A 12,652-nucleotide genomic window follows, 5' to 3' on the forward strand; every position below is an offset into this window, starting at 1 on the left:
ACAGCCATGCTGGCAGTCAGTTTGTCGCACGTATGATGACCACCGTTACCAGCTTAAAGGCTCAGAAACGCTCGATCTTTGACTTCCTGACCGATGCGTTAAAAGCCTCTCGACATGGTTCTCCTGCTCCTTCATTGATCCCTGAAGGAGACTGACCCCCTGAATCTTTACAAAACAACAGAATGAAGCGGTTTTGATGCATGGCTCTGTTTGGTGGGCATTGCCCAACCTCCTAGGCGGTGGCGAGGGCCGGTTGTTTGATGGTGATATGGTTGGTTACGGCCCAGGTGTGGAGATCGGCAAAGCTGCGATCGCGATATTTTCCATACCGTTCCCGCTTATTGCGAATCCGTTCTGGCAAGGCCGGAAAAATCCCAAAATTCGGCGGCATCGGTTGAAAATGCTTTGGTTCTGCCGAGCTAATAAAGCCAAACAGAGCCCCCATCATGGTGGTCACCGGCAGGGACACCAGGGGCAACCCCAGCACGGACCGGGCCGCATTGGTGCCCGCTAGCCATCCTCCAGCACAGGCCGCCGTATACCCTTCGGTACCGACCAGCTGCCCCGCCGCAAATAGGTCCGGTCGCTGATGAAACTGCAGAGCACTGCTCAGTAGCTCCGGCGAATTAATAAACGTATTGCGGTGCATTACCCCCATACGCACAAACTCCGCCTGCTCTAAGCCCGGAATCATGCGAAACACCCGCTTTTGCTCCCCCCAGCGCAGGTTGGTCTGAAACCCCACCATGTTCCAGAGCTGACCGCCCTTATCCTCCTGGCGTAGCTGCACCACCGCATAGGGCCGTTTGCCCCTATTTTCCGGCGCATCAAAGGCCCCATAGCGTTCCGTATCAAACAGGCCCACAGGTTTCAAGGGGCCATAGCGCATGGTGTCCTCCCCCCGGCGACCCATTTCTTCAATGGGTAAACAGGCCTCAAAGAACTTTGCCGTTTCCTGTTCAAAGTCCTTTAGCTCCGCCTGCTCCGCCGAACACAGGGCCGTCCAAAAGGCTAAATACTGTTCCTTATCCATGGGGCAGTTGAGATAGGCCGCCTCCCCCCGGTCATAGCGGGAGGCCATAAAGGCCACCTCTTGGTTGATGGACTCCCCGACGACGATGGGGCTTGCGGCATCAAAAAAGCTCATGTAGTCCTGGCCGGTGAACTGGCGCAGATCCGCTGCCAGGGCATCGCTGGTGAGGGGGCCGGTGGTGAGCACCACGGTACTGTCGGTGGGGATTTTGGTGATTTCCTCTCGCCGCAGTTCAATCAGCGGATGCCGCTCTAGGGTTTCCGTTAGGTCCCGGCTAAACACCGCCCGGTCCACCGCTAGGGCTCCCCCTGCTGGTACGGCATGTTCATTGGCTTTGCCAATCACCACCGACCCCAGCTGTCGCAGTTCTTCATGGAGCAGCCCTGACGCCCGGTCTGTGCCCATGGCCCCAAAGGAGTTGCTACACACTAGTTCCGCCACATGTTCCGAATGGTGGGCGGGGCTCAGCTTCACCGGACGCATTTCGTGGAGAATCACCGGGATACCGGCTTGGGCGATTTGCCAGGTGGCTTCGGTGCCAGCCAGTCCGCCGCCAATAACGTGGATAGGTTTGGTGGGGGAATCGGTCATAGCAAAAATAATGCAGGATTTTTATTGTAAGTTGGCGTCGAGGAAGGAAACCCAACAAATTCAATAAGATAATCGTTATGCTCGATGGCCTGTAACCTGATTGACTGACAAAACTTGTTAGCCAGGTCCCTGAAAGCCCTTGCCCGAGGGGAGAAGGAACCGGAAGGGTAGGTCAGCTCCCCCCCTCCGAGACAGGGGTTGGGGGTGTCGCTTGCTTGCCACAGGGTGGGCCATAGATTTTTGGCCGTCAACCAGGCCTGTAACTTAGTGGATTTTTCCTTTTGAATTTCATCATCGAGGAATGCTAAACCTTGTCTAGTTCGAAACGTGGAGTTTGCTTTACCCTAAATTATTCTCGCGTTCCCTCACCCTAAATCCCTCTCCCGAGGGGAGAGGGACTTTGATGCGGCTCCCCTCGGGAGAGGAGACGGGGGGTGAACGCTCTCTGGGAGAGGGGTTGGGGGTGTAGCTTGCTTCCTGTAGGGTGGGCCAGAACTAGGGTTCTCAACCTGGACTTGGTTTAGAAGCTGTTTTTTGCATTTGTACTCATTGCTATCCTTGGTGCATGGGCAATTATATTGGATTCAGAATCCACGTCATGCAACACATTTATTCAGCATGTTGGGTTGCGCTGGCTCAACCGCAGCCTACGGCCCATTGGGGATATCCCGCTTCGATCAATGCCTGATCGCGAATGCGGCAGGAATCGCATCGCCCACAGGGCGTATCTCCCCCTGCGTAACAGGACCAGGTTTGGGGAATCGGCACATTTAACGCCACCGCCCGTTTCACAATATCCACCTTAGAATCCATCACCAGCGGTGCTTTTAGCTCAATGGGTTTGCCCTCCACCCCCACCTTTGACGACAACCTGGCTAGCGTCTGAAACGCCTCTAGATACTCAGGTCGACAGTCGGGATAGCCGGAATAATCCACCGCATTAATGCCCAGGTAAATCGCCTCTGCTCCCTGGGCTTCGGCCAACGATAGGGCTAGGGAAATAAACACCGTATTGCGCCCTGGCACATAGGTGGAGGGAATCACATCAGTTTCAATGCCATCCTGGGGTAGAGGCTGGGCCTGATCGGTGAGGGAGGAGCCCCCCCATTGGGACAAATTGACATCCACCACAAAATGCTGCTGGATCCCCAGATAGTTCACCATGGTCTGAGCTGCTAGCAACTCCCGTTCGTGGCGTTGGCCATAGCGAAAGGACAGGGCCAGTAAGTCATAGCCATCGGCCATGGCCTGGGCTGCCGTAGTGGTGGAGTCTAGGCCGCCGGATAGTAAGACAACTGCTTTTTTCATCACATACCGACCCAATACAAAATCTTGCTTACTGGCATCAGGTATTGCAGGGCAGGCACAAAACCTGCCCCTACAGGATTGTCTATTTTTAATCGGGTTTGACAAATTTGGATTGGGGATGACATTTACCTAACTCCCAAAAATTTGTGGGTTTGCAAACTGATCCGCCAGTCTGGATGCTGCTTCACATAGTCAAAGACCAGTTGCTGACTTTGAGCGCTGGACCATTCTGGCTGTAGCAGCTTCACTGTGGCAGCCGACACACGCTCGGCTTGGGCTGCGGCCCAGGTTAAGTCCTCGCCATGGGCAATCACCACCTTGAGTTCGTCAGCCTGGGTATAGATTTCAGGCTGGGGTGGCTTAAACCGTTTCGGTGATAGGGAAACCCAGTCAAACTCACCGCTAAAGGGATGGGCACCGGAGGTTTCTAGATGCAGACGCAGGCCCGCCTGCTTTAGCGCCTGGGTGAGGGGCGTCAGGTCATGCATGAGGGGCTCCCCACCGGTAATCACCACCATGAAGGGTTGGGCCGCTTGGGCTTGCTGGACTAAGTCGGTAATGGCCACCTCGCCGTGGGGCTTAGTGCTCCAGGAAATTTTGGTGTCGCACCAGGGACAGCCCACATCGCAACCGGCCAGGCGAATAAAAAAGGCACTAACTCCAGTCCATAGGCCTTCACCTTGCACCGAATGAAAGGTTTCGACAATGGGTAATGCCTTTATGGTCAAGGTCGGGGGGCTCTGGGGACGGAGATGGTGGGCCGTGCCCACCCTACGGGGGTCGATGGACGTCATGCGTCTTCCTCGTATTCGACCCAAGAATCCGGTGTTTCCGATACGCAAACCTTTAATGTGACGCCGCTGGGCAAGTCTTGGCAGGTCTTATCGTAGATATACTTGGCGATCATTTCCGCCGTGGTTTCATAGCCCTCGGGCATCACATCATTGAGCACACAATGATCCAGGCCGCCCTTTTCCACATCCCGCTTGGCCCAGCGCAGGGTACGAAAATCCGTCACCATTACCTCATGGGGGCAATACTCAGAACTGTGGAGTTTGGGGGCTGCGGCCTCCATGCGCACCCGATAGGTGTGGCCGTGCATGCGCCCACAGGGACCGGCATAGTCCTGAATAAAATGGGCGGCGTCAAAGGTAAATTCTGTTTTGAGGGTCCACTTAGCCATGGGTGCAGGAAAACAAATTGGCAGTTTTCCATGATAGTTCACGAATCGAACCCCCAGAAACTCCGACGGTCTTATAAAATCTTTCAGAAGACGTCGTCCCATGGGTCCCCTGGTTTTCTGGGGTAGCCCAAGGCGTTACCCATTACCCATCCACCATTCCCCCGCCTCCCATCCATGACTCAAAAGCGTATTCTTTCAGGCATTCAAACTACAGGCAATTTGCACCTGGGCAACTATCTTGGGGCGATTCGCAACTGGGTGGGGATGCAGGATGAATATGAGTGTTTCTTATTTTTGGCTGATTTACATGCCATTACGGTGCCCCACGATCCTCAGCTGCTGGCGGAGAACACCTATAAGGTGGCGGCGGCCTATTTGGCCTGTGGTATTGATCCGGAGCGCTCTACGGTGTTTGTCCAGTCCCATATCAGTGCCCATAGTGAGCTGGCCTGGTTGTTGAACTGCATCACCCCGTTGAACTGGTTGGAGCGGATGATTCAGTTTAAGGAGAAGGCGTTGAAACAGGGGGAGAACGTCAGCGTGGGGCTGCTGGATTATCCGGTGTTGCAGTCGGCGGACATTTTGCTCTATGAGCCGGATTTGGTACCGGTGGGTGAGGACCAGAAACAGCATATTGAACTGACCCGCGATATTGCGGTGCGGCTGAATCACCAGTTTGGTAAGCCAAAGGAGCCGGTGCTGAAGGTGCCCGATGCGTTGATTCGGGCCGATGGGGCTAGGGTGATGAGCCTGACGGATGGCACTAAGAAAATGTCGAAGTCGGACCCTTCTGAACTGAGCCGAATTGAGATTGGGGATACACCGGACCTGATTAAAAAGAAGATTAAAAAGTGTAAAACTGACCCCATGCGGGGACTGGAGTTTGGCAATCCTGAGCGGCCTGAGTGTAATAACCTGCTGACGCTGTATATGCTGCTGTCGGGCCAGGAGAAAGAGGCGGTGGTGGCGGAATGTGCGGATATGGGCTGGGGGCAGTTTAAGCCGTTGCTGACGGATACGGCCATTGCTGCTTTGGCACCCATTCAGGAAAAATATCAGGCCCTGATGGATGATCGGGGGTATCTGGAATCGGTGCTGAAACAAGGAAACGAGAAGGCTAGCGCGATCGCAAACACAACCCTCACAAAGGTAAAGGATGCCCTAGGCTATTCCAGACCGCTGTAGTGCGGAGCCGTTGTCTTCTACCATGGACCAGGGGGCTCGGGGAAATATCCTGCTTAATGCTTAAATTTTAATCTTTTTGTTCGATGCCCATGTCTAACGGCTGCCATTCGGTTCCTTCTTTGTTGCAATCTGCGATCGCAACCCACCAATTCATCATTACGGCGGAGGTGATGCCCCCTAAGGGCGGTGACCCCAGCCACATGATCGACATGGCCAAACAGCTACGGGGCCGGGTGCATGGCGTCAATATTACCGACGGGAGTCGGGCGGTGCTGCGGATGTCTTCCCTAGCCTCGGCGGTATTGCTCAAGCAGGTGGGGATAGAGCCGATTTGCCAGATGGCGTGTCGCGATCGCAACCGCATTGCCCTTCAGGCAGACCTAATGGGAGCCCACGCCCTCGGCATCCGGAATGTGTTGGCTCTCACTGGCGACCCCGTCAAAGCAGGCGATTACCCCAAGGCCCGAGGCGTCTTTGACCTAGAATCTGTGCGCCTGCTGCGCACCATTGCTACCCTGAACCAGGGGATTGACCTAAACGACAAAAAACTGCCCGATGGTCCTCTCAATATCTTTGCCGGAGCCGCCGTCGATCCTCAGTCGGCCAGTTGGTCAGGGCTCCAAACGCGATTTGAGCGCAAAGTCGAAGCTGGAGCTCAATTTTTCCAGAGCCAGCTGATTTCCGACTTTGATCGTCTCGAAAAATTTATCACCCAAATTGCTGCCCCGGCCCAAAAGCCCATTCTGGCAGGTATATTCCTGCTTAAGTCCGCCAAAAATGCCGCTTTTCTCAACCGCAATGTGCCCGGAGTCCACATCCCGGACGATATCATCAACCGTCTAGCTAATGCAGAGGACCCTCTACAGGAAGGCATTACCATTGCTGCAGAACAGATCAAACTGGCCAAAACCCTCTGCCAAGGAGTACACATCATGGCCATCCGACGTGAGGATCTGATTCCAGAAATTTTAGACCGGGCCGGGGTTGTACGGGTGGACTGAAAATCGCAAAGTTATCGAAGATTTTCTGGCTGAAGAGTATATTTTCAAACGGCTGAGTTCAGCGGCGGCTGGCAACCTTGGCATTCAACCAATAACTTTCATTCCGCCGCTGCAACGATTTGTTATGCTGCCGTCGCAATTACATACAACCACCTCTTACTACCAACTAAACCCAATGAGCTAAGGCTAATCCAGGTTATGCTCAACACTCTTTTCCGTACTTGCCTTCTCCTTGGTTGTTTTCTTAGCGATCTGTTTCGTGGATAGTCTTCTTGTAGTTACCTTTTCTGTCGATTGCTTCTCAAGAATTTTAAAAATTAGATGATGACAGCGGAAGTTTCTGGGATAACTTTCACCTGCTGGGACTATGCGTTGATGGTCTGAGGTTTTGTGGTCACGATTCTGAAAATCTATATGATCAGTCAACAGACATGGGACAGATTTTGCAATATTATCAAATGCCCTTTTAGAACTGCCTTTGAGGAGATAAGCAAGCATCCCTGCTTCGCTAGAGAATGGCGCATATCGACAAGTGAGGTAGTTGTCTGTAATTTCTTTGGCATACTCAGATACTGAACCATCTGAATGTAGAACTTTGGCTTCCAACGGCCAGACTATTCTGATATTGGGGGGGCTAGACCAGATAAAGGCCAAATCGTATTGCTTTTGGCGTGCTGGCGATGGCTTTCGCTGCTCATTTTCAAACCATTCCGTCCTAAGTATGAAGGGTTCAAACCCTGATCTTGCTGTATCGATATAAATAGAGAGACTTTGTGTAATGTCTCGCTCCAGTTGATCATCCGCTTGCGACAAGTCAACTTTCGATAAAACGCCCTCTTGATAAAGATCGTAGCCTTGCCAAATAAGATTTAAGAGAACTGTGATCGCATCGCTCCGCCACTTCTGAGCCAGTTCAACAAAATCAGGCGCATCAGGCCACCTTGCTTCTGATATTGTTCTACGTCCTCTTCTGGTCATACTAAGCAAGGGGTAAGGTTTCCAAATTTGCACTTAGATCTGCACGCCCTAGCATTATGTCGGCAGAGACTTCGTCAGCATCTCGAAGTGCCGAAGATCGAGTCCAGTAGCGTAATCTATCAGGCTTAATTAGGTAAATTGTCGGCACTCCATTGGAGGAAAAGGAGTCGTAGATCCTGGCAACACGTTGATAGAAGATTCCTCCTTCACTAGAATCTTCTTGAGCTATGAATAGTTCATTTAGTCTCTTGAGTCTTTCTAATAGAGCATGAGAATCTATTCGTTCTACCCGAATCTCCTCAGAAGTAGAGCTATTTAACTGAATTGCTACCAAACGGACGGGCAGGCGAGATCCCTCTGGCTCCTGAAATATAGTTGCACAAGGTTGTTTATCTACGCCAAAACCAGCTTTGATAACTTGCAGGAAGTATTTACAATAACCAGTAAGCTCTGTCTCATTATCGCGTTGAGTTGCCAGCTTTCCTGGTGAGGCGTTATTCCCTTTAAAGTCAGACAAAGTATAGTCAAGAGTATCTTCAATCAGAACCCATTCGCTATCTTTAAACAAAAAGGCTTGGCGAACTCTCTCATCAACATCTTCAAATCTATTGATATTAGATAACAAGCTAGCTTCTAGTTCTGGGATAGGTACTCGAAGAATATCTTCTGGATTCGCTTCGGGTATAAATGAGGCAAATCGACCACTGGTAAGAAAAAGGAAATAAACAGCTAACTTGCTGTTATAGCTAAGACATGCAGATTCTAGAAGCGAAATATTATCTTCTGAAACATGAATATTAACATAGCTTTTGGAACATACAATTCCTTGATCATTTGAAGAAGCGGGTCTAACAATAGCTGCTTGAAATCTCCCAGTAGCCGCTTGCCAACCTTGCTTTACAATCAGTTGAGGCGCTTGAAAAGCAGAAAAATCAGTTGAGGCTTTAGAATCTGTTGTCGGATCATCATTTATAGGCAATTCTCTAGCGTCAAGGGAAAGAAATGTTGCATCAGGGAATCGCTTTGAATCAAGTATCCTTCTGTTTAGAATTATGGATTGATTTCTTCCTCTATTTCCACGGACTATACCTTGACGAACTTTTGCAACTTCTTTTTTTACCAATTGCTCAAAATTCTTGTATTGAGACAGTTTATTCATCAAAGAAAGATCTCGCCTTCCTCCCCACATTAAAGTTGTCCAAACAAAAGGAATTGATTCAACTTCATCTCTGTAAATTGAATTGATATCCTGCGGTTCGATTACCACACGATAGTCATCCTCACCTGTTAGTGAAGGCTTGGGGCAAATGTAAATTAAGGGTTCATCATCTGGAAGGGTGACGGAAAATGTGATGACACAGGTTGGTGAAATAGCGTCTTTAAAGAGTCCGAATCTCAATGCAGATAAATTAACTATTTCCTCAAACTTATATTTGGAAAAAAGCTGATTGCGAAAGTCCTTGGCTGGCTGGCTTTGATTAAATAGCATGGGCATTGCAGGCTGCATCATTACAACTTGCCCATTTAGTTTAGTTAGGGCAGCAGCTTTTGGTAGAAAGAGAAGACCAATGTTTCCATAAGGAGCTTTCCACTTTCCACTACTCCAAGTTTTGCTCTCCCAAATATTTGCATGGGTTGAAAGCCTAGTAGAGTTCTTTCCCCAGGGAGCATTACCAATGACTAAATCATAAATTCCTGCGTCTAACTCAGTGCGAAATCCTTCTACATCTTCTGCGAAAAAATCAGCAGAGATTAAGCGTCGATTTCGCAATATTGGAAATCTTGCATTCTCCCAATAGTTTAAAGGATCAATGCTATCCAGCATTGTTAGATAAAAACTGAAAGAGGCGACTCTAACAGCTTCTTCATCAACATCAATACCAAACAAGTTATTCTCAAGTAAATATCTTAAAGTTTCAGAATTGATTTTCTGGTTGTAAGCCTTTTCCCATCTATAAATTAATCGCTGAAATGCTTTAACTAAGAAAATTCCTGAGCCACAACAAGGATCAAGAATCTTTAAATCCCAATCTTCCCCATTCCAAGGGAGAACACCATCTAGGACAAAATCTACAACGTGTTCAGGAGTGTAATGAACGCCTTTACCTGGTTTTTTACTGACGAATTCCTCATAGATGCTACTAATAAAATCAAGCGGGATTACGTCAAAAGAATAATATTTCCAGAGTGACAGTTGTCCACTCTGCATCTCCAGATCACCCTGAACAAATTGAGCAAGAATATTTAAATACCGATTATCCTCAGTCTGAACTTTGTTAATTTCGGACTGCCATTCAGCTTCTCGATCTTCTTCCCTTTCCCCTTTACCAGGAAATAGATCACCATTAAACTTGACATTTAACCAGCGAAATAGCTGATAGGTGTCGTCAAAGTTTTCAAGTAGTTCAGATAACGCTTGATAGACTTTTGATAAAATTCCATCTGTATAAAGACCTCGCAATATCCTTTCATTAAGAGCAGGATCACCTTCAGAGTCTCTCTTTTGAAACAAAAACTGAATAAAAATAATCCTGGCTAATAGGTCGTGAATTGTTGCATAGTCATGCAACCCGGCTTCATAAAGCTGACGGCGAACCTCTTTAAGGTTACTCAACAGCATTTGGTCGGCAGACCCACTTTTCTTAAATCGGTCACTGTTGTCTTGAAAAAACTGACCAGAAACTAACTCGACCCATTGAAGCGCATCAGCCGCCTGTTCAGAAAGAGAAGCTGAAGTAGCTTCAGTAATTGGATCATCAGATCTTGGGTCTTCAGGATCGACACAGCATGACCAAACCCTTAATAGGTTAGGCTCCAATGTAATTAGCGATCGCGATCGGCTAAAGCTCCATGCCAGCCTGTAAGTCTCTCTAATTGTCTCAGCAGATACAGGTCTGGGAAATTCACAGACGATCGCGATTGGTGCTTCTGTATCAGTTCCACCTGGATTAGCTGCGAGTATGCCGACTTTTACTCCATCAGCATCAGAACATTCCCGCCTCAGATTCTGTCCTATTTTTTTGCTGGCTAATTCTGCATAGAACTTTGCACCAGCTCCACTAGGTTCCCAGATCTGGTCAGGAGATGGCCAATATAGATTGTCATGGGCTATTTCCAGAAGTCCAGTCTGCGACATATCCAACACACACGATGCGCTGTAAGAGTAACTCAGCTTCCCAAGCTACCATTTACCTTTCGGCTATTTCAAAAGATCACAGGCATGATCCTACGATATAATATTACACTAGAAATGATAACTGAACAAACGTATTCTTAAACCATTGAAAAGTAATACGTCATACTGACGCAACCGCATGGCTATAATAGACGGCTTTACTAGGACGGAAACCCTAGCCCTCACAGAGACTACGTCTAATCGTCTCCAATACCTTGAGAAGACGGGGCTTATTATTCCTCAGCGAATTGGAAAGTCCCGCAAACCCACGGTCGTGTATACATGGGAACAGGTCTTGGAGATTCGTGCAATTAAACATCTGAGGCAGGAAATTTCGCTTCAGACGGTTCGCCGAGTTGTTAATTTTCTCAACGAGAGTGGATTTGATGACAGCTTAAGAAATAAGCAACTCATTGTCATTGACGATGAAGTCTTCTGGATTCGACTGGACTGGCAAGATTTCCCAGAGAAAATGCCATCTGCTGTGAAGGTATCAGGTTCGCAAGGAAAAGGTGTAGGACAGTATACTTTACTGGTTATTCCTGCTCTTACTGAGATTGTGAATGAAGTCTGGAAAGCTGCTAAGGAATCAGAAACTGTTGATTTTGAGAGTTTCAAGCAAAGAGCAAAGGCACAATACACTCAAGCTAGTTGAACATGGTGTGACGAATTTAACATTGCTTGCTTGACAGTAACGTAACTCTGGATGCTAGCAAGCAATTTTGGGGCACTGTCCTCACCGATGGCTTAGGCGGCATAACGGTCGCGCTCACCGGACGCAGGCAACCCTTGCAACTCAACCAGCCATTTTGATATGTTCCGGTGCAGCGCGGTTTATGGGGAGACGGGGATTAAACGAGGAGACGAGGAGACGACTATGCATTGGGAGACAGACCAGATGTCTAATAACATATCGTACCAGCAATTCCAAATTCCAAGATACAGACATCAAAAACAGTGGAGAATAGCTGAGTGTCAACCACTGAAGAACGTGGTTAAGAGGTATTCCTCATTTTCTTGGCCGATTTCTTCTTCTCATCAAGCATGAACTCAATCAACGCTGACCAGCTCTCAAACCACAAATACTTTGTGAGCGCCAAGATATCTTGAAAGAAGCCTTTGCGGGTGCCGCGCTGCTGCCGAATTTGTTGATAGCGTTCGTCGGCTAAATGCAGCACCGTATGAAACAAAAAAGCTAGCAGGTTAAGCGTCAATAAAAAGGCCGATAGATGTGCTTTACCATGGCCAAAGTTATGTTCGAGATGATAGCCCTTGGTTTTGAGCACATTGTGATTCTCGTTTTCAGTCTTCCACCGGCAGCGACCGGCGGCAGCCACCTCAGTGACTCGTTGCTCAGTCAGATGGTGATTGGTAATCCAACTGTTGAGATAGAGGACTTTGCCATCGGATTTGCGCGTCACCGTCAGCTCACACCAGTTGACGGATAAGGTAGGTTTCTCTGAGCGTAACGGCACATCATTGAGGTATCGCAGTTGCCAAATCTCATCGGTCTTGCCGTTTTGCTGCGCTTGTTCAAGCGTCTGGACATGCCCATTGGCTTCATTGAACGCTATCCAGTCGTAGAGTGCAGGATGCGATGTCGGTAGGCACACAAAGATAAAGTTGAAGCTTTTGGCCAAGGACGCCTCACACATCGGCTGACGACTGAAAAGATCATCGCCAAGCAAGGTCACAGCCTGCTCACCCAATATGTCTCTCGCTGAATTGACCCAGCGTTTTGCGGCCGTTTGCTCGCAGTCTTGCTTGTTGTGACCGTCTTGAGGGGTGATAAGGGCTGGTGACAAAGAAATCACCGCCGTTTGACTCGGTGCAACGATCACCGGCAATAGGGCTTTGTGGCTGTAGGTCACTTGCCCGTCACGGGAGGTGCGCGTTGAGCAACACGGGCAGCTAACCTTTTGAGAACTGTAGTATTCCGTCCCGTCCAGCGCCACCAACAAGTTCCCGTCCAACAGCTCGAAGGCTTGTAAGTACCCCTGTGCTTGAAGCGCTTGGTAAATGCTGACGAACACCCTAGACAGACCTTGCGCCGCTATCCGGTCAAGGATGTTACGAATCTGCTCCACACTCGGTATGTTCTCTAGCCCAAATAGGCTCTGAGCGTTGTCTCGACCGCTGCGACTATTGAGCTGTCGCTGGTAGTCTAAAAATGATTCACTTTGCATGAAAAAACATGA

General features: G+C 49.0%; 10 protein-coding genes. 3 read left to right on the forward strand and 7 right to left on the reverse strand.

Going from position 1 to position 12,652, the window contains the following annotated elements:
• Positions 1–232: 232 nt before the first annotated feature.
• The 4 genes from trmFO to VB741_RS25040 all read right to left on the reverse strand — a co-directional run bounded on the left by trmFO (position 233) and on the right by VB741_RS25040 (position 4,115).
• A complete protein-coding gene (trmFO, locus tag VB741_RS25025) occupies positions 233–1,624 on the reverse strand; it encodes an FADH(2)-oxidizing methylenetetrahydrofolate--tRNA-(uracil(54)-C(5))-methyltransferase TrmFO (protein WP_323367950.1) in 1,392 nt (463 codons plus the stop codon).
• 636 nt (positions 1,625–2,260) lie between these two features.
• Positions 2,261–2,932, reverse strand: a complete 672-nt coding sequence (queC, locus tag VB741_RS25030; protein ID WP_323367951.1) for a 7-cyano-7-deazaguanine synthase QueC — start codon at positions 2,930–2,932, stop codon at positions 2,261–2,263.
• Between the two features lie 125 nt (positions 2,933–3,057).
• Entirely contained in the window at positions 3,058–3,726 is a 669-nt protein-coding gene (locus VB741_RS25035) for a 7-carboxy-7-deazaguanine synthase QueE (protein ID WP_323367952.1), read from the reverse strand.
• Positions 3,723–4,115, reverse strand: coding sequence for a 6-pyruvoyl trahydropterin synthase family protein (locus VB741_RS25040; protein ID WP_323367953.1), 393 nt, complete (start codon positions 4,113–4,115; stop codon positions 3,723–3,725). Before VB741_RS25040 ends, VB741_RS25035 begins: the two co-directional genes overlap by 4 nt.
• Before the next feature lie 174 nt (positions 4,116–4,289).
• Between VB741_RS25040 and trpS the strand changes: the two genes are divergently transcribed.
• Both trpS and VB741_RS25050 read left to right on the forward strand, forming a co-directional pair.
• Positions 4,290–5,300, forward strand: a complete 1,011-nt coding sequence (trpS, locus tag VB741_RS25045; protein WP_323367954.1) for a tryptophan--tRNA ligase — start codon at positions 4,290–4,292, stop codon at positions 5,298–5,300.
• Between the two features lie 89 nt (positions 5,301–5,389).
• Positions 5,390–6,301 (forward strand): methylenetetrahydrofolate reductase, encoded by a 912-nt coding sequence (locus tag VB741_RS25050; RefSeq protein ID WP_323367955.1) that lies wholly within the window; start codon positions 5,390–5,392, stop codon positions 6,299–6,301.
• Positions 6,302–6,487: 186 nt separating this feature from the next.
• Here VB741_RS25050 and VB741_RS25055 read toward each other — a convergent pair whose 3' ends face one another.
• Together VB741_RS25055 and VB741_RS25060 are read right to left on the reverse strand one after the other, a co-directional pair.
• Positions 6,488–7,279 (reverse strand): hypothetical protein, encoded by a 792-nt coding sequence (locus VB741_RS25055; RefSeq protein ID WP_323367956.1) that lies wholly within the window; start codon positions 7,277–7,279, stop codon positions 6,488–6,490.
• A gap of 1 nt (position 7,280) precedes the next feature.
• Positions 7,281–10,415 (reverse strand): HsdM family class I SAM-dependent methyltransferase, encoded by a 3,135-nt coding sequence (locus tag VB741_RS25060; protein ID WP_323367957.1) that lies wholly within the window; start codon positions 10,413–10,415, stop codon positions 7,281–7,283.
• Positions 10,416–10,593: 178 nt separating this feature from the next.
• Between VB741_RS25060 and VB741_RS25065 the strand changes: the two genes are divergently transcribed.
• Positions 10,594–11,109, forward strand: a complete 516-nt coding sequence (locus VB741_RS25065; RefSeq protein ID WP_323367958.1) for a MerR family transcriptional regulator — start codon at positions 10,594–10,596, stop codon at positions 11,107–11,109.
• A gap of 340 nt (positions 11,110–11,449) precedes the next feature.
• On the opposite strand, the gene VB741_RS25070 is transcribed toward VB741_RS25065, so the two are convergent.
• On the reverse strand, positions 11,450–12,652 hold a 1,203-nt coding region (locus tag VB741_RS25070; RefSeq protein WP_323367959.1), incomplete at its 5' end, for an ISNCY family transposase.

Origin of the sequence: Leptothoe sp. PORK10 BA2, assembly GCF_034932105.1 — a bacterium.
Taxonomy (GTDB): domain Bacteria; phylum Cyanobacteriota; class Cyanobacteriia; order Phormidesmidales; family Phormidesmidaceae; genus Leptothoe.

Coding starts and splice junctions, on each gene's coding strand:
- queC (WP_323367951.1), bottom strand. CDS start 2,932: ATGAAAAAAGCAGTTGTCTTACTATCCGGCGGCCTAGACTCCACCACT.
- VB741_RS25050 (WP_323367955.1), top strand. CDS start 5,390: ATGTCTAACGGCTGCCATTCGGTTCCTTCTTTGTTGCAATCTGCGATC.
- VB741_RS25060 (WP_323367957.1), bottom strand. CDS start 10,415: ATGTCGCAGACTGGACTTCTGGAAATAGCCCATGACAATCTATATTGG.
- VB741_RS25065 (WP_323367958.1), top strand. CDS start 10,594: ATGGCTATAATAGACGGCTTTACTAGGACGGAAACCCTAGCCCTCACA.
- VB741_RS25040 (WP_323367953.1), bottom strand. CDS start 4,115: ATGGCTAAGTGGACCCTCAAAACAGAATTTACCTTTGACGCCGCCCAT.
- VB741_RS25035 (WP_323367952.1), bottom strand. CDS start 3,726: ATGACGTCCATCGACCCCCGTAGGGTGGGCACGGCCCACCATCTCCGT.
- trpS (WP_323367954.1), top strand. CDS start 4,290: ATGACTCAAAAGCGTATTCTTTCAGGCATTCAAACTACAGGCAATTTG.
- trmFO (WP_323367950.1), bottom strand. CDS start 1,624: ATGACCGATTCCCCCACCAAACCTATCCACGTTATTGGCGGCGGACTG.
- VB741_RS25055 (WP_323367956.1), bottom strand. CDS start 7,279: ATGACCAGAAGAGGACGTAGAACAATATCAGAAGCAAGGTGGCCTGAT.